Source organism: Bacterioplanes sanyensis (genome assembly GCF_014652515.1).
In the GTDB taxonomy this organism is placed as follows: Bacteria; Pseudomonadota; Gammaproteobacteria; order Pseudomonadales; family Oceanobacteraceae; genus Bacterioplanes; species Bacterioplanes sanyensis.
In genome coordinates this window covers 36,554-58,709 of the sequence record NZ_BMYY01000017.1, presented here as the reverse complement: position 1 = coordinate 58,709, position 22,156 = coordinate 36,554, and the positions used below count along the sequence as shown (strand labels likewise).

At 53.6% G+C, this 22,156-nt stretch carries 22 protein-coding genes and 1 pseudogene; 17 read left to right on the top strand and 6 right to left on the bottom strand.

All coding sequences use genetic code 11. The features are described from left to right. Nucleotides 1-223: 223 nt before the first annotated feature. A pseudogene (locus IE090_RS17010) lies at nucleotides 224-376 on the top strand (alpha-amylase family glycosyl hydrolase); the annotation flags it as partial. Between the two features lie 87 nt (nucleotides 377-463). Next, nucleotides 464-1,714: a PI-PLC domain-containing protein gene (locus tag IE090_RS17005; protein WP_189390321.1), complete on the top strand. Its 1,251-nt coding sequence runs from the start codon at nucleotides 464-466 to the stop codon at nucleotides 1,712-1,714. A gap of 456 nt (nucleotides 1,715-2,170) precedes the next feature. Here the strand turns inward: IE090_RS17005 and IE090_RS17000 are convergent, their stop codons facing one another. Continuing rightward, on the bottom strand, nucleotides 2,171-2,554 hold the full coding sequence (locus IE090_RS17000) for a RidA family protein (RefSeq protein ID WP_189390319.1): 384 nt from the start codon (nucleotides 2,552-2,554) through the stop codon (nucleotides 2,171-2,173). Next, nucleotides 2,526-3,821 carry a D-amino acid dehydrogenase gene (locus tag IE090_RS16995; RefSeq protein ID WP_189390317.1) on the bottom strand — a complete coding sequence of 432 codons (1,296 nt, stop codon included), beginning with the start codon at nucleotides 3,819-3,821 and terminating at the stop codon, nucleotides 2,526-2,528. Before IE090_RS16995 ends, IE090_RS17000 begins: the two co-directional genes overlap by 29 nt. Nucleotides 3,822-3,950: 129 nt before the next feature. Between IE090_RS16995 and IE090_RS16990 the strand changes: the two genes are divergently transcribed. Continuing rightward, nucleotides 3,951-4,436 (top strand): Lrp/AsnC ligand binding domain-containing protein, encoded by a 486-nt coding sequence (locus tag IE090_RS16990; protein WP_189390315.1) that lies wholly within the window; start codon nucleotides 3,951-3,953, stop codon nucleotides 4,434-4,436. Next, nucleotides 4,433-4,939 (top strand): DUF7691 family protein, encoded by a 507-nt coding sequence (locus IE090_RS16985; RefSeq protein ID WP_189390313.1) that lies wholly within the window; start codon nucleotides 4,433-4,435, stop codon nucleotides 4,937-4,939. Before IE090_RS16990 ends, IE090_RS16985 begins: the two co-directional genes overlap by 4 nt. Nucleotides 4,940-5,206: 267 nt before the next feature. Here IE090_RS16985 and IE090_RS16980 read toward each other — a convergent pair whose 3' ends face one another. Both IE090_RS16980 and IE090_RS16975 read right to left on the bottom strand, forming a co-directional pair. Then, nucleotides 5,207-5,530 carry a hypothetical protein gene (locus IE090_RS16980; RefSeq protein WP_189390311.1) on the bottom strand — a complete coding sequence of 108 codons (324 nt, stop codon included), beginning with the start codon at nucleotides 5,528-5,530 and terminating at the stop codon, nucleotides 5,207-5,209. Between the two features lie 111 nt (nucleotides 5,531-5,641). After that, nucleotides 5,642-7,153 carry a methyl-accepting chemotaxis protein gene (locus IE090_RS16975; protein ID WP_189390309.1) on the bottom strand — a complete coding sequence of 504 codons (1,512 nt, stop codon included), beginning with the start codon at nucleotides 7,151-7,153 and terminating at the stop codon, nucleotides 5,642-5,644. A 238-nt stretch (nucleotides 7,154-7,391) separates the two neighbouring features. Between IE090_RS16975 and IE090_RS16970 the strand changes: the two genes are divergently transcribed. Next, entirely contained in the window at nucleotides 7,392-7,676 is a 285-nt protein-coding gene (locus IE090_RS16970; RefSeq protein WP_189390307.1) for a hypothetical protein, read from the top strand. Here IE090_RS16970 and IE090_RS16965 read toward each other — a convergent pair. Next, a complete protein-coding gene (locus tag IE090_RS16965) occupies nucleotides 7,673-8,230 on the bottom strand; it encodes a helix-turn-helix domain-containing protein (protein ID WP_189390305.1) in 558 nt (185 codons plus the stop codon). The two genes, IE090_RS16970 and IE090_RS16965, sit on opposite strands and share 4 nt — an antisense overlap. Before the next feature lie 98 nt (nucleotides 8,231-8,328). Between IE090_RS16965 and IE090_RS16960 the strand changes: the two genes are divergently transcribed. Next, nucleotides 8,329-9,531 (top strand): benzoate/H(+) symporter BenE family transporter, encoded by a 1,203-nt coding sequence (locus IE090_RS16960; RefSeq protein ID WP_189390303.1) that lies wholly within the window; start codon nucleotides 8,329-8,331, stop codon nucleotides 9,529-9,531. On the opposite strand, the gene IE090_RS16955 is transcribed toward IE090_RS16960, so the two are convergent. Next, nucleotides 9,520-10,917, bottom strand: a complete 1,398-nt coding sequence (locus IE090_RS16955; RefSeq protein ID WP_189390301.1) for an aminotransferase-like domain-containing protein — start codon at nucleotides 10,915-10,917, stop codon at nucleotides 9,520-9,522. The genes IE090_RS16960 and IE090_RS16955 overlap by 12 nt on opposite strands. Before the next feature lie 91 nt (nucleotides 10,918-11,008). Here IE090_RS16955 and IE090_RS16950 point away from each other — a divergent pair, with 91 nt between their 5' ends. From IE090_RS16950 to IE090_RS16900, 11 genes are all read left to right on the top strand, one after another. Then, complete coding sequence (locus IE090_RS16950) at nucleotides 11,009-12,409, top strand: cytochrome ubiquinol oxidase subunit I (protein ID WP_189390299.1); 1,401 nt, start codon at nucleotides 11,009-11,011, stop codon at nucleotides 12,407-12,409. Beyond that, a complete protein-coding gene (cydB, locus tag IE090_RS16945; RefSeq protein ID WP_189390297.1) occupies nucleotides 12,402-13,385 on the top strand; it encodes a cytochrome d ubiquinol oxidase subunit II in 984 nt (327 codons plus the stop codon). The genes IE090_RS16950 and cydB overlap by 8 nt, the downstream gene beginning before the upstream one ends. Continuing rightward, nucleotides 13,298-13,501, top strand: a complete 204-nt coding sequence (locus tag IE090_RS18085) for a DUF2474 domain-containing protein (protein WP_373296426.1) — start codon at nucleotides 13,298-13,300, stop codon at nucleotides 13,499-13,501. Before cydB ends, IE090_RS18085 begins: the two co-directional genes overlap by 88 nt. 136 nt (nucleotides 13,502-13,637) lie before the next feature. Then, on the top strand, nucleotides 13,638-15,248 hold the full coding sequence (locus tag IE090_RS16935; RefSeq protein ID WP_189390293.1) for a phospholipase D-like domain-containing protein: 1,611 nt from the start codon (nucleotides 13,638-13,640) through the stop codon (nucleotides 15,246-15,248). Nucleotides 15,249-15,346: 98 nt separating this feature from the next. After that, on the top strand, nucleotides 15,347-16,858 hold the full coding sequence (locus IE090_RS16930) for a diguanylate cyclase domain-containing protein (RefSeq protein WP_189390291.1): 1,512 nt from the start codon (nucleotides 15,347-15,349) through the stop codon (nucleotides 16,856-16,858). Nucleotides 16,859-17,093: 235 nt separating this feature from the next. Further along, nucleotides 17,094-18,677, top strand: a complete 1,584-nt coding sequence (locus IE090_RS16925; RefSeq protein WP_189390281.1) for a peptide chain release factor 3 — start codon at nucleotides 17,094-17,096, stop codon at nucleotides 18,675-18,677. Between the two features lie 142 nt (nucleotides 18,678-18,819). Beyond that, nucleotides 18,820-19,131: a hypothetical protein gene (locus IE090_RS16920; RefSeq protein ID WP_189390279.1), complete on the top strand. Its 312-nt coding sequence runs from the start codon at nucleotides 18,820-18,822 to the stop codon at nucleotides 19,129-19,131. 121 nt (nucleotides 19,132-19,252) lie between these two features. Then, nucleotides 19,253-19,684 (top strand): 50S ribosomal protein L13, encoded by a 432-nt coding sequence (gene rplM / locus IE090_RS16915; protein ID WP_189390278.1) that lies wholly within the window; start codon nucleotides 19,253-19,255, stop codon nucleotides 19,682-19,684. Between the two features lie 4 nt (nucleotides 19,685-19,688). Then, entirely contained in the window at nucleotides 19,689-20,081 is a 393-nt protein-coding gene (gene rpsI, locus IE090_RS16910) for a 30S ribosomal protein S9 (RefSeq protein ID WP_189390276.1), read from the top strand. Between the two features lie 247 nt (nucleotides 20,082-20,328). After that, nucleotides 20,329-20,925, top strand: coding sequence for a ubiquinol-cytochrome c reductase iron-sulfur subunit (petA, locus tag IE090_RS16905; protein WP_189390274.1), 597 nt, complete (start codon nucleotides 20,329-20,331; stop codon nucleotides 20,923-20,925). Beyond that, nucleotides 20,925-22,154 (top strand): cytochrome b, encoded by a 1,230-nt coding sequence (locus tag IE090_RS16900; protein ID WP_229815817.1) that lies wholly within the window; start codon nucleotides 20,925-20,927, stop codon nucleotides 22,152-22,154. The genes petA and IE090_RS16900 overlap by 1 nt, the downstream gene beginning before the upstream one ends. Nucleotides 22,155-22,156: the final 2 nt, after the last annotated feature.

Sequence of the window (22,156 nt, the reverse complement as noted above, 5' to 3'; positions counted from 1 at the left end):
GGGGCGTTTAGACGCTCACATCGACCTGTGACTGGCTGACACAGAATTTTGAACACCCTCTGATCTTACGCCGCTTTAACCGCAGCTAAAACCGAGAAGGTGTTCAAAATTCTATGTCAGCCAGTGGAATAATCAGGACAGTCTTGATAAGAAAACTGCCTGATAGCGGTACCTGACTCCACTGGCTAGGCTACGAACAGATCCTATTCATCGGGAGTCAGCCATGCCTAAACTGCGTAAGGAACTCGTTTCGCTGGAAGCTACGCCGTATTATCACTGTGTTTCACGCTGTGTGCGGCGTGCGTTTTTATGCGGCTTTGATCAGGAAGGGCGCAGCTTTGAGCATCGCCGAGGCTGGATTGAGTCATTACTGCTGGAGTAAGCCCAAGTCTTAAAAATAATCTGAACATCACACGTTTCGTGTGCTTTCGATATGTTGCATTTAGTGTCTAAGGAGAACGGAATGGCGACGTTAAAGCTAAGGAATTGCACGATTTGGGAGCTCAAGTACTGGCGTCTTGGCGGGGGGAATGACAGCTACGTGACAGCGGGGGAAGAAGGGCGTTATGAATGGGACACAACTTATACACTTACAACTGAACGAAGAAAGGAAAATCCAGCCGGAAGAACAAGGCTGGATACCGTTAACCAAGGAGGAATTTATTACGTTGTCTGGGAAGGAGAAGCACTAAGAATTATTGATGAGAAAACTGCATCGAACTTCCCCGTGTCAGAAGAAAACAAATACCTTTCTAACTGGTGCATTAAACACCATGATTGGATGGGAGCGTTAGACGATAGTCTGACTCTCGATCAACTCTCTTTACCCGGAACCCATGATTCCGCTACTGAGGGCGTTTCAAGCCTTGTCAAAGGTTTTGCCCGCACACAGAACTTCGATATTTCAACCCAGCTCAACGACGGTATTCGCTTCTTAGATATTCGGGCAGATCATCTGCTGCCGATAGAGCTATTATCACCAATGCCGCCAATGAGTGAAGACTACCGAAAGCGCCTGAAAAATGACCCACTACAAATTAAACACGGCCCAGTAGATTGTGGAATCAGCTTTGGCGATGTACTGGATAGTTGTAAAGCGTTCTTAGAACAGAACCCTACAGAAGCAATTTTTATGCTGATGAACAGTGCCAATGATGATCCGGAGTTAATGGTAGAAGTAGGTTTTAATACATATCTTGAAAGCGAGAAGTTCCGTGATCTTTTTTATCTTGACTCGACGTTAAGGCCACTCAACGAGTTAAGAGGAAAGGTGGTGTTATTAAGGCGCTTTGCGAGCAAAAAGCGGGATAATTTTGGCATAGATCTGCAAGATGTCTGGAAGGATAACGCTACATTCCAGAATGCCACGTTTGACGGCGTCAGGTTAAAAGTGGAAGACCAATACAAGGAAACCAATACGCACACGAAAGAAAAAATTGTCCGAGAATGTTTGACTGACGCCGCAGAAAATAAAGACGATGGTGTTGTTCATATTACATACAACAGCATTGCTTATAACAAAGCCAATGCCAGAACACCTTACCAATATGCATGGGGAGGGCATGGTGTAAAACCACCGATGAACAAAAGTTTGGAGCAATACCTATCAAAGATAGAAGGAAGCCAACGCTTAGGCGTCGTCATGCTAGACTTTTATAACGATAAAGGCAGTAGCCACAGCATTGTTGATGCAATCATTCGTTCTAATTTTTAAGCAAAAAACAAGACATATTCAGAGGCAGTCGCAGTGCCAAGCCATAAGATGGCCTTGGCACACCTGCTGAAACTATTTTTTAATCATCGCTCGGTCGCTATGATGAACGGTGGTTCATACCGGTTGGTGGTAGTGCTGACATATATTCGGCGTCTGATCAGACCTAACACCTTTTTGCAGTCCACGGCGTAATCTAGTTGCCTAGTTTTGTATCGCTTTGTCGCTTGGCCTATCGAACAGTGTGCCTGGCTGCTTGGACCGTAAATAGCGATTTCCGCGTTTGGAAATACCCGCCATGGTCGACTTGTAGCCACTGGGTTTTTGTATCAGGATAGCGAAATAACAAATCATGATGAGAAAAAATCTTGCCCCGCTTTAGCAGCAGCTAACCCCGACGATACCAGCAAGAAGGGAACACGAATAAAACAACGGCCGCACTGGGCGGCCGTGGCTTTGTTACAGCGCCATAATGCCTTCGATTTCAACGTCGGCATCTTTGGGCAGGGTTTTTACCGCAAACGCGGCGCGCGCTGGGTAAGGTGCTTGGAAGTATTTTTCCATCACGGCGTTGACCTGGGCGAAGTAGCTCATGTCTGACAATAATACCGTCAGTTTGACCAGGTTGTTTAAATCACCGCCGGCGGCTTCACAAATGGCTTTCAGGTTTTTCATTACCTGCTCGGCCTGTGCTTCAAACGACTCGGTGACCATTTCCATCGTGCTTGGGTTCAGCGGAATCTGGCCGGAAATATACACGGTGTTGTCGACGCGCACGGCTTGTGAATAGGGGCCAATGGCCGCCGGTGCCTGGTCAGTATGAATAGTGTTTTTTTGGTACATGTTGACTCCGTTTTTGATAACGAGAAAGCGACAGGTCAGCGGCATCGATGTCGGTTTGACGCTGACTGATCAGGTCGGCAATGACTTTGGCCGATCCCATCGACATAGTCCAGCCGAGCGTGCCATGGCCGGTGTTTAAAAACAGGTTGTCGATATCGGTGGCGCCAATAATGGGGGTGCCGTCCGGGGTCATGGGGCGCAGGCCGGTCCAGAACTCGGCCTTAGCGGTGTTGCCGGCGCCGGGGAACAGGTCGTTGACCACAAATTCAATATTGGCGCGGCGTTTTTCCGGCAGGTTGAGCTGGTAGCCGGCAATTTCGGCGGTGCCACCAACGCGAATGCGGTCGTTAAAGCGGGTTATGGCGACTTTGTAGGTTTCGTCCATCAAGGTCGATTGCGGCGCACGCTCGGCGTCGGTAATCGGCACGGTGAGGGAGTAGCCTTTAATCGGGTGAATCGGCAAGTCGAGGTTAATCTGGCGCAGCATCGGCGCTGAGAAACTGCCCATCGCCATTAAGTAGGCATCGGCTTTGAGGTTGCCTTGGTTGGTGATCACGCCATCAATGCGGTGCTGCTGACACATTAGCCCTTGCACGGCGGTGTTCATGCGAAACTCAACGCCCAGTTCACGGCAGTGCTCTGCTAACTGGCGGGTAAAAGCTTGGCAGTCGCCGGTTTCGTCACCGGGCAGGCGCAAGCCGCCGACTAATTTATCGCGGCTGTGCGCAAGGCCGGGTTCGTAGTTCACGCAGTCATCGACGTCGAGCAGCTGGTGCTCAACACCGCACTCGCGCAATACGGCAATGTCTTTTTCTGAAGCCGCCATTTGGCTGTGCTGGCGAAACAGTTGCAAGGTGCCGCCGGTGCGCTGCTCATAGTCGAGGCCGAGCTCGTTGCGCGCGGCTTTTAAGCAGTCACGGCTGTATTCGGCCAAACGCATCATGCGGCCCTTGTTGATGTGATAGCTGCGCTCGTTGCAGTTGAGCAGCATGCGTGTCATCCAACTGAGGGTATGGCGATCCCAGTGGCGCACATCAATGGCCAGCGGTGCTAAATCTTGCAGCAACCATTTAATCGCTTTGAAGGGCACACCCGGGGCTGCCCAGGGAGCGGAATAACCGGGCGAAATCTGGCCAGCGTTGGCGTAGCTAGTTTCTTGGGCAGGTTCGGCCTGGCGGTCGACCACGGTGACCTGATGGCCGGCACGCGCCAAATACCAGGCACTGGTGACGCCGACGACGCCGGCTCCGAGAATCATGACATGCATGGTGACGATGCTCCGTTTTTCGCTGTTTAGCCCGGTATGCTACGACGATTGCTAGCGGTTTTTCCTTTGTTTTTGCTGTTTTTGTAGTGATAACCTCTGCTTAATTAAGTCTTTGCCGAGTTTTAATCTATGAAAGCCTCAGAGCCCAAGCCTTTGGATCGACTCGACCGACGCATCTTGGCGGTACTGCAACAACAGGGGCGCATCAGTTATGTGGAGCTGGCCGATAAAGTCGGCCTTAGTTCAACGCCTTGCATGGAGCGTGTTAAGCGCTTGGAGCGCGATGGCTATATCGAAGGCTATTACGCGCGGCTGAACCCAGCGCTGATGGGGCATGAATTATTGGTGTTTGTGGAAATCTCACTGGCGCATCAATCACCGCAAGCGTTTTCCGATTTCACCCGTGCCGTGCGCGAGTTGCCTTATGTGTTGGAGTGTCATTTGGTGTCGGGCGATTCAGATTATTTAGTCAAAGCACGCATCAAAGATATGTCGCAATATCGCACCTTGCTCGGTGATATGCTGCTGCAGTTACCCGGGGTGAAAAACTCAAAAAGTTATATCGTGATGGAAGAAGTGAAAGAAAGCCTGGAATTACCATTGGAGGAAAGATGAGTTACGGATGGCAAGCGTACGCTGTAGATCTGGATGCACTGAATCAATGTTACGGCCAGCTGACGGGCGAGCAGCTGACGCAGTTTAAGCAACAACAGGGAAGCGCGCTGGCGCGGTTAACGGCGGAGTTTGGTACCTCGGCAGAGCAAGCGTTGCAGCACATCGCTGCAGGTGCATTAGACGATGACGTCGAGCCGGCGCTGTATTGGTATGTGTGGGAATTATTGGCGCAGAGCATGGGCACTGCGTTAGATAACAGCGAGTTTTATCCGGCAGAAATGACCGCCATCACTGGGCTTAAAGGGCTAAAATCGCTGGCGTTTTCTCACCCTTGGTTAGAAGATGCCGGCGGTTTTCCCATGGTGTTTGCCTGCCTGATTGCTCAGCACGCTGAATGCGCCGCCAGTGTGTCAGCCTCTGAGTTATCGGTAGCGCAACAGCAGCAGTTGCAAGGCTGGCTCAACACGGCAGCCGGAAGAGATTTAGTGCTGTTTTATTATTAAGGCACCTCTGAATAATTCGGTGCCCGCTCTGGATCGCCAGAGGATTTCAGATCACGAAGCCGGTTTGCCGCTCTAGCCAGCTACAGCAAAAATCGGCGACACAGAGCTGGAGTTCTCTGGCGCTCCCCTTAGGGCGCGGGCCGCAGGCCTTCATAACGTTGTTGGCGATGTTGAAAAGGGCTGGCCATTTCCTGCCATCACCGCCTTGTTCTGAAAGCCTGCTGCACTCGCGCAGAGTTGTGCAGAATTATTCAGAGGCGCCTTAAGCTAAAAGGTAAAAATGGATGGCCCTTCGTGGCGCATACCATAAATGCGATGGCTATCAATATAGCCATCCTCGTCTACCTGGCAGCGCACCCAGCCGTTATTGTTTTTATCAGATACGCGTAAATAAATATCGTAGCCGTCGGCGTTTTCGCGAGTAGATAAGCGGTCAATGGCAACGGCGGTATCGGCGGGCATGACTTGCTCGGTGTAGCGGCGGCAGTGGTTAATGGCATCGCCAATGTCACGAATATTGGCCATGCGCTCTGGGTCGCGCATGCAGCCAGTGAGCTGGCTGAGCAATATCAGTGTGAGTGCGAGGCGCATAATCATTTCCCGAGTCAAGGAGCTGTGATGATAGCAGTTTGCCGTGCAATAACGGTGTGCTGTCGAGAGTCCTTGTGTTATCGCATTAGCCGTTTTGCGCCAGCAGCTCCTTTATTTGGCTTGCAGGCGAAAGTACGCCATGGTCTCGACCAATTGCTGCGCTTGGCTGGTCATTTCTTCAGCGGTGGCGTCGAGCTCTTCCGAGCTGGATGCATTTTGCTGTGCCACCGAGCTGAGCTGCGACATGGCGGCGCTGATTTGAGCCAAGCCAGAGGATTGCTCTTCCGATACCTGGGTAATTTCTTTGACCAATTGTGAGGTCTTTTCTACCTCGGGTACCAAATCGTGCAGTCGGTCGCCGGCCTCTTGTGCCAGTTGCACGCTGTTTTGTGCCAGCTCGCCAATGCTTTGTGCAGCACTACGACTGCGCTCGGCCAAGCGCCGCACTTCGGAGGCGACAATGGTAAAGCCGCGGCCATGATCGCCCGCCCGAGCTGCCTCAATGGCAGCGTTTAACGCCAGCAGGTTGGTTTGGTAGGCGATGTCATCAATAACGGCGATTTTTTCGGCGATGTCTTGCATGGCGCTGACGGTATCGGCGACCACGCGGCCACTGCTGCCGGCATCGCTGGCGACGCGCGCGGCAATGTCGTCAGTCGTGCGAGCGTTGTTGGTATTTTGTTGCACTGAGTCCGCAATTTGCTCCACCGAGGCGGTGGTTTGCTCAACGCTGGCGGCTTGCTCAGTGGCGGCGTTACTCAAGCTGCGCGAGGTGGAGGATACCTGCGCCGCTGCCGAAGACAGGCCATGCGAGGAGGAGCGCACGTCGTCGATGATTTGCTTGAGCTTATCAATCAGCTGATGCATGGCGCGCTGCAAGTCGCCGAGTTCATCGTGGCGATCGACACGAATTTGCTGGCTTAAGTCTCCCGCCGCCAGTTGTTTGGCGTGGTACACCACCTGATACAAGGGCGTGCGCACACTGCCAGTCAGTAACACAGCAGCAATGATGGTAGCGACCAGCGCCGCCACGGCAGCGCCAATGGTTAATTGCACCGAGCGTTGCATGACCTCAGTGGCTTGGGCGTATTCCCGGGCGGCCACACTGAGTTGCAACTCCACCAGCTCATTGATTTTGTTGCTGATGGGATCGATCACATCGTAAAGCGGACCGTTAAACTCATTGAGCTGGTTGCGGACGTCGCCCTGCAGTTGTCCTAGGTGTTGTTGTAAACGCTGGATTTCGCGGTTAGCGGGTACAAATAATTCATTGGCTTGCTGTGCTAAGCCTTGTTCTTCTGCCGTTAGCTCCGTAGCCATGTAGGCGTTCCATTGCTGTTCGACCAGTTCTTTGGCTTGGCGTACCGAGCGCGCTGCCTCGCCGGCGCTCATGCGCCCCACGTTGGCTTTGTTTACCGCGTCGATGACCAATACGGCGTAGCCATCGGCGATGGCTTTGAGTTGCTGCAGAGGAATCACGCGGTCTTGATAGACGGTTTCTAAGCCCTGGTTGTTGGTACGAATACCATCCAAGGCGATAACGCCCATAAAGCTTAACAAGGCAATGGGAACGGCAAAGGCCAGGGTAAGACGGTGAGATAAGTTGAGTCTGAGCCGCTTCATTTCAGCCTCCGGCTGCTGAGTAAAAGAACAACGCAACTAGTAAAGCAGTATGAGACTCAGCGACGACTTGGAGGCTGGCAAAGACCTAATATACTCAGGCTTTGGTATGAAATTTGGTGGTGGCGACATGGTTAATGGAGCGCATGCGACGCAGCCAGTTGTATTGCTGCTGCGTGGTGAGAGATGTATAAGCCATGACGTTAGGATCACACCGCTGTAGTAAAGGAAGGAAAATACCATGTGGGTGCAGATAGGAATTTTTTCAGTGATTGCTCTAGTGACTGTGCTATGCCCCTGGCTGGTGCGCTGGGGGCGTGGTCTGTTATGGGTGAGCTTGGCGGTCTGGTTTGGACTGTGGGCAGCGCTGTTTTGGTGCGTGGATCAATTTCATGACACAGATGTCGTCTATGGCATGGGGCTATTGCTGATGTTGTTGATACAGTTGTTCGGCATATCGTGCCTATTGCGCTTGCTACAGCACTGGCTGCTGATGCGCCGGCGGCGCTATCGCCAGCAGCGTTAACGGGCATAGTGAATCAAATCATGAAAGACCACAGGCACGGTGCCCGGATTGCGGTAGCCATGTTCGCAGTCGGCAGCAAAGCGAACCGCATCGCCTGGCTCTAGTGTTTGCCATTGACCATCCAGCAATAACTCCATCACGCCACTGATCACCACGATATGTTCCGTGACGCCGGGCTCGTGGGGCTCAGAGATGCGCTCGTAAGCGGGTGCTAGGGTGAGTTCAAACAGTTCAAAACCCTTGCTCGGGTCATAGCTAAATAAGGGGGCAACCAGCATTTCGCCCTGACTGGGCTGCTGTCTGAGGTCATCCGCATGGCGCTTAAGGGTTTGTTGTGGCGTTGGGGCGGGCTCTAACAAGCTGGACAGCGAGCAATGAAAACCACTGGCAATTTTCCACAAGCGGGCCACGGTGGGGCTCGATTCACCGCGTTCAATTTGCCCCAGCATGGCTTTGCTGACGCCGGTTTCTTTGGCGGCCTGATCCAAACTCCAGCCCTTTTCTTGGCGCAGTTGTTTCACGCGTTGGGCCAGGTACTGATTAATTTCTTGCATTGATGGTGGAATTCCAACAGTAAAAAATTATTGTGCGTTATAACGCACAGCTGCTAGTTTGGACGCTATAACGCACAAGCGAATCCGGAGTGTAAAAGATGGCGTCGCATCCAGTAAACCCTGCCGCCAACCACAGCGCCCAGCGTTGGTTGGCATTTACCCCGTCGTTTATCAGTGCCGGCTTTGTTGCCGTATTGGTGGGCTACAGCAGCGCGGTCGCCATTGTTTATCAGGCGGCGTTGGCGGCCGGGGCATCGAGTGCACAGGCCAGCTCATGGCTGTGGGCGGTGGGTGTTGGCATGGGCGTCAGCAGCATTGGCTTGTCGCTGTATTACCGTCAACCTGTGTTTACCGCCTGGTCTACACCGGGTGCGGCCTTGCTGGTGAGCAGTGTGGCGGGCTTTAGTTTGGCGGAAACCATGGGTGCTTTTATCGTTTGCTCGCTGTTGATGACCTTGGTGGCTTTGACGGGGGCGGTGGAGCGCTTACTCAAATGGGTGCCGGCTTCGCTGGCGGGCGCTTTATTGGCTGGGGTGCTGCTGCAGTTCGGTTTGCAGGTGTTTGCCGGCATGGGGCAGCAGCCGTTGCTGGTCGGGGCCATGCTGTTGAGCTTTTTAGTGGAGCGCCATTGGCACCCACGTTACAGCGTGGTGGCGGCCTTGCTGGTGGGAGTGACAGTGGCCTATTGGCAAGGTGCTTTGCAGTGGCAGCCGCTGGACTGGCAATGGTCAACACCGCAGTGGGTCACACCGGAGTTCTCCTGGTCGGCGCTGATGGGCATCGCGGTGCCGCTGTTTGCTGTCACCATGGCGTCGCAAAATATACCGGGCTTGGCAGTGTTACGCGCCAACGGCTACGACGCTCCTGCTGGCCCTTTACTCGCGACCACCGGCATAACCGGCCTGTTGTTAGCGCCGTTTGGCGGTTTTGCCTTTAATTTGTCCGCCATGACCGCGGCAATATGCCAAAGCGATGAAGCCGGTGGCACGCCGGAGCAGCGCTACTGGGCCACCTGCTGGGGCGGCGTTTTTTATCTGGTGGCGGGTTTGTTGGGCGCCACCTTAGTGGCACTGTTGCAAATGGTTCCCGCTGCGCTGGTGGCCACCCTGGCGGGGTTAGCGTTGCTGGCGCCTTTAAGCAACGGCTTACAGGCGGCAATGCAAGAGCCGAGCGAGCGCGATGTGGCGTTATTAACCTTTCTAGTCACGGCATCGGGCTTGTCGCTGGCGGGCATTAGCAGTGCCTTTTGGGGCTTGCTGTTGGGTTTGCTGGTGCATTACGGCCGCAAGCTACGCCATTAACCTGGCTAACTGCTGCAACGCATTACGCAGTTTATCGCTCAGTGGATAAGAGGCATTGAGGCGTACGCCGCGCTGTAGCATGGGGTCGGCGCTAAAGAGTGCGCCGGGGGCCAAGCTGATGCCGAGTTGCAGCGCTTGATGATACAGCTCGATGGCATCGCCACCGTCGGGCAGCGCAAGCCAAATAAAATAGCCGCCTTGGCTGTCATTGATATGCACGTTCGCCGGCATGCATTGGTGCAGCCAATGCAGCAAACCTTGCTTGCGCTGATGCAGCGTGCTTCGCAGTTGGCGTAAATGCGTTTGATAGGGGCGGCTATCGAGGTAGGCCGCCACCGCCTGTTGCTCCGGGGCACTGCTCGACAGCGTCGCAATAAACTGCCGCTGTGCTAAGCGTTGCAGCTGCTCACCGGCGCACACCCAACCTAAGCGAAACCCAGGTGCCAGGCTTTTGCTAAACGAGCCGCAGTGCAAGATGCGCTGCTGTTGGTCGATGGCTTTCATCGGCTGCGGAGCCCTTGCACCGGGTGGTGCCAGCTCGCCGTATACGTCGTCCTCAATGACCCACACATCGTGTGCGCAGAATAATTCATAAAGTGCCTGCTGGCGCTGTTGGCTGAGGCAAAACCCCAGCGGGTTTTGGTAGCGGCTCATCAGCCAGCAAGCTTTTACCGGGTAGCGTTTAAGCACGTCGGCCAAGGCCTCGGGCTGCATGCCCTGTTTTGGATCGGTGGCGACGGCAATGGCGCGCAATCCAAGACGCTCGATGGCTTGCAACGCGCCGTAAAAGGCCGGCGCTTCAATCACGACCCAGTCGCCGGGTTGGGTCACTGCCTCCAGCGCCAGGTTTAGGCCCTCCATGGCACCTGCGGTAATCAGTATGTCGTCCGGGCTGATGGTCATGTCGTTGCGGCTGTAATGGCGTGCAATGGCCTGGCGCAAGGCCAAGCTGCCGGGGGGCAAATGATCGATGGGGTGCTCGGCCAAGGCGGCACTGGCTCGGCCCAAGCCCCGTGCTAAGGCGCGCAGCGGGAAGAGGTTAGGGTCTGGGAAGGCTGACCCTAATGGCAGCAGCCCCGGCTGATTCGACGCCTGCAACACCTGATAGGCAAAGTTGTTGATGCTTACTTGGTCGCGTACATGGGTGGCGGCGCTGCTTAGGGCAGGGCGACTGGCGGGCAGGTCTTTGACCCGATAACCCGAGCGCGGCACCGCCTCGATGCGCCCTTGTTGTTCTAACAGCTGATAGGCATTCATCACCGTCATCAGGCTTAAACCGCTGTCGGCGGCCATGCGTCGCAGTGATGGCAGGCGCTGCCCGGGTTGCCATACCTGCTGCTCGATTTGCTGGCTAACTTGCTGGGCCAGGCGCTGATATTTCGACATCTGTTATAGGTTTTGGGTTTTTTCTGTATCTGTTATGCCATGCTAGGTCATGCTGCAATGGCGGGCAATCGAATTCAGCGGGAGCTGCCGTATGCCTGAACTAGATGCCACCTTACTGGCACGCATTCAGTTTGCTTTTACCATTTCCTTCCACATTATTTTCCCGGCCATCACCATTGGCTTGGCCTGTTACCTGGCGGTATTAGAGGGCCTGTGGCTTAAATCTCGCCAGACGAAATACATCAATCTGTACACCTTTTGGAGCAAAATTTTTGCCGTCAATTTCGGCATGGGCGTGGTGTCTGGCATTGTCATGGCCTACCAGTTTGGCACCCACTGGCGCGGTTTTTCTGAGTTTGCCGGCAGTATTACTGGCCCTTTGCTGACCTATGAGGTGCTGACGGCGTTTTTCCTGGAAGCCGGGTTTCTCGGTGTGATGCTGTTTGGCCGCGAAAAAGTGGGCGAGCGACTGCACTTTTTTGCTACCTGCATGGTGGCGCTGGGCACCGTCATTTCGACCTTTTGGATTCTGGCCTCGAACAGCTGGATGCAAACGCCCCAAGGCCACGCCATTGTTGACGGTCGGGTGGTGCCGTTGGATTGGTGGGCGGTGATTTTTAACCCGTCTTTTCCTTACCGTTTGGCTCATATGTGCTTGGCGGCATTTATCTCTACCGCCTTTTTGGTGGCAGGCGCCGCGGCCTGGCATTTATTGCAATGCCAACGTCAGCATTGCAGTGCCTCGCCCGAGGTAAAAACCATGTTGTCGATGGCCATGTGGATGGCGCTGGCGATAGTGCCGTTGCAAATGTTTGTTGGTGATATGCATGGTTTGAATACCTTGCAATATCAGCCCACCAAGGTGGCGGCGATGGAGGCGCATTACAGCAACGCCGACGGTGAGCCGACACCGTTGATTCTATTCGGCTGGCCAGACAGCGAGCAGCAAACCGTGCACTGGGCGCTAGAGGTGCCGGCGCTGGCCAGTCTGATTCTGCTGCACGACAGCGAACAGCAAGTACCGGCGCTGGACGAGTTCCCGCGTGACCACTGGCCCAATGTGCCGTTGGTGTTTTGGAGCTTTCGCCTGATGGTCGGGCTGGGCCTTCTGATGCTGGCGGCATCGCTGTGGGCGCTGTGGTTGCGCCGTGGAGAGCGCCTGTACCAGCAGCCACAGTTCTTGCGCTTGATGCTGTGGCTTATGCCATCTGGTCTGGTGGCGACACTGGCCGGTTGGTTCACCACCGAAGTCGGGCGACAGCCCTGGGTGGTGCAAGGTTTGTTGCGCACCGAGCAGGCGGTATCGGCGCACACCGCGGTGGAGCTGTCGATCAGTTTGCTGGCCTTTGTGCTGAGCTATCTGCTGATTTTTGGCTTGGGCTACTTCTATATGTGGCGCTTGATCGTGACGGGGCCTAGTCATGGGCCTTCGCTGCCTACCTTAACTCAACGCGTTGCTACCGCCCTGTCACAGGAGCCTTCCCATGTTTGATTTAGCCGTGATTTGGTTTGCTTTGATCGTGTTCGCCATCTTGATGTACATCGTCATGGACGGCTTTGATTTAGGCGTGGGCATGCTGTTTGCGATGGTGGATGACAGCGAACAGCGCGATCGCATGGTGAACAGCGTGGCGCCGGTGTGGGATGGCAACGAAACCTGGCTGGTGTTGGGGGGCGCTGGGCTGATGGGCGCTTTCCCGCTGGCGTATGCTCAGGTGCTGGAAGCACTTACCGCACCGCTGTTGGTGATGTTGCTGGCGCTTCTGGTGCGTGGCGTGGCGTTTGAATATCGCTTCAAAGCGCCACAACTGAGTCGCCACTGGTGGGATAAAGGCCTGTTTTGTGGCTCTTGGCTGGCGACCTTTTGCCAGGGCCTGGTGCTGGGGGCGTTTATTCAGGGCGCGGCGGCAGGGCAGTCGCATTGGCTGACGCCGTTTTCACTGTTCTGTGGCGTGGCTCTGACCGTAACTTATACCTTGCTCGGCGCGGTATGGCTGATTATTAAAATGGACGGTGCGCTGCAGCAGCGCATGCGCCAGCTGGCGCACACCTTGTTGTGGCAGTTGCTGATCTGCATGGCGGTGGTCAGCGCCTGGACACCACTGACCGATGAACGCATTGCGGCGCGCTGGTTTGGCGAAGGCCATTGGCAGTGGTTATGGCCTGTGCCTGTGCTGGCCGCTTGGTGTGCACTGCAGCTGCGTACCAGTTTGCAGCGTGATCGCACTTATCGACCTTTTCTATTGGCCTTAGCCCTGGTTGTGCTCGGCTTTGCTGGCCTGGGCATTAGCTTGTGGCCTTATCTGGTGCCGCCCCAGTTGACGTTGTGGCAAGCCGCCGCGCCCGCCAGCAGTCTGCGCTTTATGTTAGTTGGTGCTGTATGTATTTTGCCGCTGGTGTTGGCCTACACCGCTTGGAGCTATTACGTATTTCGTGGCAAAACGGCACCCGGGGAGGGCTATCACTGATGTGGTTAAAACGCTGTGGCTGGTTGCTGTTGTTTTGGTTGGCCGGCGTCGCAAGCCTTGCTGTGATCGCACAGTTACTGCGCTGGCTAATGATGAATGCTGGGTTGTCGAGTTGAACCGCTAGCGTCAGATCCGTGTTATTTGAGTTGGCATTTCGGACATTACCGAGGTGTGATTGCGGGTTTTTGACTTGTATTAGTGCCTAAGCAGAAATAGACTGCTGCGCCTTTATAATCAATAGGGGTCTAATGAATGCAGTCTCACCGACGTTTGCTACGCAGCCTAGCTGCTCTGTTCTGTTTGTTGCCGCCACTGGTGGCACAAGCGACGAGCTATCACATCGATTACGTTAAGCAGCAGTTGCAGCAAGACTTTGCAGGCTCGCAAGGCAGCTTGTGGCGCATCAGTCAGGGCAATGTGATCACAGGCTACGGTACCGCCGAAGACAGCTGGCTGCTGCAAACACCGAACTGTTGGGGCGACCCGCAGTGCAACGATACCGGCGCGTTGCAGCACTATGCCGACAGCATTGAGCAAGACATTGCCAAAGCGCAGCACTGGGTGGATATCACCACCTTGGTCACGTATCCGGATGGCATTTTTCAGCGCGCCATCGTGCGTGGTTTGCAGCAAGCGCAGCAGCACTCGCCAGAATTAACCGTGCGCATTTTGGCGGGTACACCGCCGGTGATGGGTAATATTGATACGTCGTTTACCGAGACCGCTAAAGCGTATTTGCGTCGCTTAAAAGAAGACTTGGGCGATATGGCTGACGATATGAATATTTCTGTCGCCGGAGTGCAAACCAGCTGGTTGTATTCTTGGAATCACTCGAAAATCATTGCCGTAGATGGCCATAGCAGCATTGTTGGTGGCCACAATATGTGGGAGTCGGCTTATGGTCAGGTCGATAGCCCCATCAATGATTTGACCATGCGCTTGCAAGGCCCAGCAGCCGAGGATGCGCATCACTTTGCTGATTTACTGTGGCAATTTACTTGCCGCTGGAAAGATGGCGTGGTCAATAAAACCTTGTATGTCGATTTAGAGCAAACCGCTGCAGCGATGGGCAGTTGCCCGACACAATTCTCAGCCCCTGCCGTGCCAGCTGCAGGCGATGTGCCTGTTATGGCGCTGGGTGGTTTAGGTTTTGGTATGCAAACGCCGGGGGGCACCAGTGGCGGCATACCTGCAGCGAATGACAGTGAGGCACGTTGCTCGCGTTTGTTTAAGGATTACGTGAATAACGATCAAGAGTATTCAGTGGCTAACCCTGAAGAAGCGGGCTTGCGCGCGTTAGTGGCCAGCGCTCAACATTCGGTATTTATTTCGCAGCAGGATTTAATCGCACCTTGCGTCGGGCCGTTTGCCGCCAGCTATTATGATGCGCGCTTATTTGATGTGTTGGCCGATAAACTGATTGAAGGGGTGAAGGTGCAAATTGTGGTGAGCTCCCCCGGGGCTAAGCAAAGCCTGGTGGCGCCTTACTCCAATATGAAAAAAATGTCGGAAATTACCGACGTATTACAGCGCAAAATTGCCAGCCGAGCACAGCTATCTGATGCGGATGCCAAGCAAACCATGTGTGATTCGCTGCAATTGGCGCCGATTCGCAATGCAGAAGGTGTAGCGACGTGGAGCAATGGTTACGCCATTGGCAACCATGCCAAAACCATTGCGGTGGATAACTCAGCCTTCTACATCGGCTCTAAAAATCTGTACCCCGCCACTTTGCAGGATTTTGGCTACATAGTCGAAGATGCCGCTGCAGCAGAACAGTATCGCTATTTTTATCAGCAGCCTATGTGGCAGAACTCACAGTCCGCCGCTGTGGTGGACTATCAAACTGGCGTTTGCTTGTAATTTAGATGCCAGCCTTCGGGCTGGCAGATGGCGCTTCGGCACTAGTGCTAGTAACCTGCAGGTATCTGTCTGAATGACGAGTGATGATGCAGTATTTCATGCGCTGGATATGTTGGAGTTTGGGGTGTTGGTTGTCGCTATGTGTGCTCGCCTCACAGGTACAAGCCGATCTATTTTTAGACGCATTTAATAAGCATCACCGGGTGATGTTGCTCATTGACCCAATATCCGGTGAGATCGTCAGGGCCAACCCAGCGGCGGCTGCATTTTATGGATACAGCATTGAGCAGTTGCAAAGCATGGGGATTCAACAAATTAATCTGCTTAGCTCGGTTCAAGTCGCCGCCGAGCGCCAGCGTGCTGCGCAGGAAGATCGCAATTACTTTATATTTCGCCATCGCCTAGCCAATGGTGATGAGCGCACGGTTTCGGTGTCATCTGTGCCGATTCGGTTTCAGCAGCGTCAGGTATTGTATTCGATCATCACTGATATTACGGATTTTCGTGATGCTCAGGACGCTGTCTGGCATTACCAAAACAATTTGGAACAGTTGGTTGGCCAGAAAGTAGCGGCGTTAGAGGCGGCACAGCGACGCCGCAACATGGCCTACAAAACGGCGCTGTTAACGGCCATTGGTTTGGTGATGGCATTAGTGATGGCGGTGGTGTATGTACGTCGTCAGCAGTTGTTCTTGCAGCGCGAACGCCAGCGCCTAGCGGAGGTAATTTGGGGAACGGGCGCTGGAACGTGGGAATGGCATGTAGATGAGGACATTGTCACAGTTAATCGCCGTTGGTGTGAGCTGTTGGGTTATCAGGCAGAACAACTGTCACCGCTGACCACACAGCAGTGGCAGGCGCTGTGCCATCCAGAAGATTTGTCACGCTTTAAGGAACGGTTGCGCCAGCACCTGAGCGAACAAATAGACCACCTGCAATGTGAAGTGCGCCTACGTCATGCCGACGGCCATTGGTTGTGGTTTATGCAGCGTGGCAAGGTGGTCGCGCGTGATGCTCAGCAGCGGGCGCTGCGCATGTGTGGTACGCAGCAAGATATATCCAAACGCAAAGCCCTACAGTACGAGCTGGAAAAGCAGGCGACCCTCGACCCGCTGACAGGCTTGCCCAATCGGGCATTGTTTGCCGACCGCTTGCAACAAGCAACGCTGACAGCAGAGCGCAAGCAATGGCAACTGGTCGTCATGTTCATTGATTTGGATGGTTTTAAAGCCATCAACGATGACTATGGTCACGACGCGGGTGACGAGGTGTTACGGCAAACGGCTGAGCGTCTACGGCGTTCGGTGCGTAGTTCCGACGTGGTAGCGCGTCAAGGCGGTGATGAGTTTGTACTGCTCATGCAAGAAGTCCATAGTCGCGAATCCGTGGCGCTGGTCGCCGACATCATTCTCGACCAGCTGCGCCAGCCGTTTTATTTGAATCAAGGGGCGACCCCGTCATTGGGCGCCAGCATTGGTATTGCCATGAGCCCCTCGGGGGGCGCACCGGCAAACAGGCTGATTTCGTTAGCAGATCGAGCTATGTATGCAGCCAAGCGCGCTGGCAAAGGGATATATCACTTTGCGGTGGAGGATGATGATCCCTCATAGATCTGACTAGTGCGCAGACTGAGCTAAAGTCTACGACTCCGGTACCGATCAGAGTTTGTCCCCGAGGTTGTTCAAAGCCCGCTCTAGGTTGTGTATTGCACGGTTGGTGGCGCTGCATTGTGTCGCTGTAGTGTATCGGGGACAATAGCGCCCAATTATCACCCTATTTGGCCCAGGCGCCGGCGCGAATCGACTCCGCTCGGCGTTTGGCCCATACAAATCACAGAAGTTTGTTATGTCTCAGCTCACTCAGGAAATTGCCAAGCGCCGTACGTTTGGCATTATTTCACACCCGGATGCGGGTAAAACCACCATTACAGAAAAACTGCTGCTGTTGGGTAACGCCATTCAGTTGGCCGGTACCGTGAAGGGCAAAAAAACCGGTCGCATGGCCACCTCCGACTGGATGCAGATGGAACAAGACCGGGGCATCTCGATCACCACCTCGGTGATGCAGTTCCCCTACAAAGATCGCATGGTCAACCTGCTCGACACCCCGGGGCACGAAGACTTCTCGGAAGATACCTACCGTACCCTAACCGCGGTGGATTCCGTGTTGATGGTAATTGATGGCGCTAAAGGTGTGGAAGACCGAACCATTAAGCTGATGGATGTATGCCGTTTGCGCGATACGCCGATTTTCACCTTTATCAACAAAATGGACCGCGAAGTGCGCGACCATATTGAAGTATTGGATGAAATCGAAACGGTATTGAACATTCAGTGTGCGCCTATTACCTGGCCGATAGGCATGGGTAAAGCCTTCCAAGGGGTTTACAACCTCTATAAAGATACCGTGCACATTTTTACGCCGGGCCAGAGCAGCGTGGTGCCTGACGACATTCAAATCCAAGGTCTAGACAGCCCTGAAGCGCGCCAGAAACTGGGCGATGATGTGGTTGATGAATTGCTGGAAGAGATTGAGCTGGTGCGTGGCGCCAGTCACGAGTTCGATGCGGATGCCTATTTGCGTGGTGAAATGACGCCGGTATTCTTCGGAACCGCATTGGCGAACTTCGGCATTCGTGAAATGTTGGATTATTTTGTCGACTGGGCACCGGCGCCCATTGCACGCCAAACCAACGAACGTGAAGTGGTGCCAACGGAAGAAAAATTCAGCGGTTTTATTTTTAAAATTCAGGCCAACATGGACCCTAAACACCGCGACCGCATTGCCTTTATGCGCGTGTGCTCCGGTGCTTACACCCGTGGCATGAAAATGCGTCATACCCGCATGGGCAAAGACGTGAAAATTGCTGATGCCGTCACCTTTTTGGCCGGCGATCGCTCCAATGTCGAAGAAGCCATTTCTGGCGACATTATTGGTTTGCATAACCACGGCACCATTCAAATTGGCGACACCTTTACCCAAGGCGAAGAGCTGCAGTTCACTGGTATTCCACACTTTGCCCCAGAGCTGTTTAAACGCGTGCGCTTGAAAGACCCACTGAAAATGAAGCAGCTGCAAAAAGGTTTGCAGCAGTTGTCAGAAGAGGGTGCGACACAGTTATTTATGCCGTTGAATAACAACGACTTGATCTTGGGCGCCGTGGGTGTGCTGCAGTTTGATGTGGTGCAACAACGCCTACGCGATGAATATAAGGTCGAGTGCATTTATGAGCCGGTGAACGTCAATACTGCCCGTTGGGTCGAGTGTGACGACGAGCGCATGCTGGAAGAATTTAAGCGCAAAGGGGCTGAGAACCTAGCCATCGATGGTGGCGGCCACCTCACCTACATCGCGCCCAGCCGAGTGAATCTGAGCTTGACCCAAGAGCGTTGGCCGGACATTCGCTTCCGCGATACGCGCGAGCACTAAGCCTAGATAGAGGGGTACCACACAGTCATGCCTGACTTGCCTGACAGTTAGAATCGTCTAACCTTATCGCTGGGTTGTGCATAACCAGCACTCAGGGTTGTGAGCAGTGCGATCACTATAGTCAGCAAGTCAGGGGCTCATCATGGTAGCGTTCTTTGTGGTAGGCGTCGTAACTGCAGCCAGTTTTTGTTTGGCCGTATATGCTTGGCTGCAGCAAAAAGTCATGGCAGAAAGACTGAGCCTTGACGATGGCAAAGGTTATTACCTGATCGCTTGCATCATTATTGGCTTTGCCGCAGCGGCGGGGTCTTTTATTGTTGGGCAGTGGCTTGGTTATGACAGTAGCGAGCAAACTTCAAGCATGATGGCGCTGGCGGTGTTGCTGAATGTGATGGCGAGTTTGCTAACGCTAATCTTTGGCTTGGTACGCTTCCATGAGCCGGAACAGTTCTAACCGTCATCGGAACGAGAGAGAATTGAACAAACAAACAACAATTCGGCTTGCGTCTGGTCGAGTCCTCCTATAGAATGCCGCCCTCTTTTCGAATCAACCTGCCCTTAAAGGCGAGAAATTGATGAAAACTTACAGCGCAAAACCTGAAACCGTAAAACGTGACTGGTTTGTTGTTGATGCAGCTGAGCAGACGCTGGGTCGCCTGGCCACTGAGGTTGCTCGCCGTTTGAGAGGCAAGCACAAGCCAGAATACACTCCACACGTAGATACCGGCGATTACATCGTTGTAATCAATGCCGACAAAATTAAAGTAACCGGTAACAAGAGCAGTGACAAAATGTACCACCGTCACACTGGTTACCCTGGTGGTCTGAAGTCTATCTCTTTTGAGAAGCTGATCGACCATAAGCCAGAACAGGTTATCGAACTGGCCGTTAAAGGCATGCTGCCTAAGAACCCTTTGGGTCGCGCTATGTTCAAGAAAATGAAAGTCTACGCTGGCGGTGAGCATCCTCATACTGCTCAGCAGCCACAGGAACTGAAACTGGGATAATACGATGGCAGCTTCTCAATACTACGGTACTGGCCGTCGCAAGACTTCTACTGCACGTGTTTTCTTGCGTCCAGGTACCGGTAGCATCACAGTAAACAAGCGTCCTCTGGACGAATACTTCGGTCGTGAAACCGCTCGCATGGTGGTTCGTCAGCCTCTGAACCTGACCGAAAGCTTGGAAAAATTCGACGTGATCGTCAACGTTCAGGGCGGCGGCGGCAATGGTCAAGCCGGTGCTATCCGTCACGGCATTACCCGTGCTCTGATGCAATACGACGAAACTCTGCGTCCAACACTGCGTGCAGCGGGTTATGTAACTCGTGACGCGCGTGAAGTTGAGCGTAAGAAAGTGGGTCTGCGCAAAGCGCGTAAGAAACCACAATTCTCTAAGCGCTAATATACTTGGCAGTATTATGCTGCCAATTATTGCGTTTAAAAAAGCGTCTCTTGGCATAGATCAAGAGACGCTTTTTTTATGCCTATAACCCCAGTCACCATGGGCATTTCGTCTTGTCTAGTCGTGGCAATTTAATTAGTATGTGCGCCGCTCTGTATGCTACGCTCGACCTGTACAAGAATTGTACAAGCATCAAGACGGGTCATAGCGGCTACATAAGAATTCTTGTTGATGGGAGAAGATGGTAATGAGTCAAGACGGCGTGAATCATGGTCGCCGCACCCTTTTGGTGGGTGCGACCGCTGCTGTCGGTGCTGTCGGTGCTGGCTTCGTCGCTGTGCCCTTCGTCAAATCTTGGACTCCAAGTGAGAAGGCAAAAGCGGCTGGTGCTCCGGCAAAGGTCGATATCAGTAAACTTGAACCCGGTGCCATGCTGACAGCTGAATGGCGCGGTAAGCCGGTCTATGTAGCCCGTCGTTCAGAAGAAGCATTGCAGACGCTGCCGACCCTGAATGAGCGTTTAAAAGATCCCGATAACACCAACAAAGCTCAACAGCCGGCCTACGCGGACAACATCAGTCGTTCACGCCGCCCTGAAGTCGTGGTGCTGCTGGGTGTGTGTACCCACTTAGGCTGTGCGCCTAAGTACTTTGCCGAGGTGAAGCCTGAACCATTTGATGCCGACTGGAAAGGCGGTTGGTTCTGCCCTTGTCACGGTTCCAAATTTGATCTGGCTGGTCGCGTGTTCAACGGCTCGCCAGCATCAGACAACCTGGAAGTGCCACCGCATTCCTATGAAAGCGACACTGTCGTTATCGTAGGTGTTGATGAGGAGAACGCCTAATGAGCAAACTGAATGCCCTGATGGGCTGGGTGGATGACCGCCTTCCAGTCACTCAGACCTACGAAAAGCATATGTCTAAGTACTATGCGCCGAAAAACTTTAACTTCTGGTATTTCTTCGGCGTCTTGTCGATGCTGATGCTGGTGAATCAGATTTTGTCTGGTATCTGGCTAACCATGAATTACGTGCCCAGTGCTGAAGGCGCGTTTGCCTCGGTTGAGTACATCATGCGCGATGTGCAATGGGGCTGGCTGATTCGCTACATGCACTCCACGGGTGCGACCTTCTTCTTTATTGCTATTTACCTGCACATGATGCGGGCGCTGTTGTACGGATCCTACCAAAAGCCGCGTGAGCTGATTTGGATCTTCGGTATGTTCCTGTACTTAGCGTTGATGGCCGAAGCCTTTATGGGCTACGTACTGCCATGGGGCCAAATGTCCTACTGGGGTGCACAGGTAATTATCTCACTGTTTGGTGTGATTCCTTTCGGTATTGGTGAAGCCTTAACTGAGTGGATCCGTGGTGACTTCCTGATCTCGGGCGCCACTTTGAACCGTTTCTTTGCGTTGCATGTGATTGCAGTGCCATTGGTGATTGTGATGCTGGTAGTTTTACACTTACTGGCGCTGCACGAAGTGGGTTCTAACAACCCTGATGGCATCGACATCAAAAAGCTGAAAGATGAAGAAGGCAAGCCGCTGGATGGCATTCCTTTCCACCCTTACTACACCGTGCACGACATGGTGGGTATCGTGGTATTCCTGATGGTGTTCTGTACCGTGATGTTCTTCTTCCCAGAAGGCAACGGCTTTATGCTGGAATACGCTAACTTCGAGCCAGCCAACGGCCTGAAAACACCTGAGCACATTGCGCCAGTGTGGTACTTCGGTGCCTTCTACTCGATTCTGCGTGCCTTCCCAGATAAGGCGGCGGGTGTGATTGCCATGGGTGCAGCCATTGCCATCTTGTTTGTACTGCCTTGGCTGGATCGCAGCCCAGTGCGCAGCTGGCGCTATAAGGGCTGGATCAGCAAGATTTTCATTGTGGTGTTCGCCATTGCCTTTGTGATCCTGACTTGGTTAGGCACGCAACCAGCGACCGGCCCGAACACCTTGATGGCTCGTATCGGTACCGTTATCTACTTCGCTTTCTTCCTTCTTATGCCGGTTTACACCCGCATCGAGAAGACCAAGCCAGTACCTGAACGCGTGACCGGAGGCCATTAAGA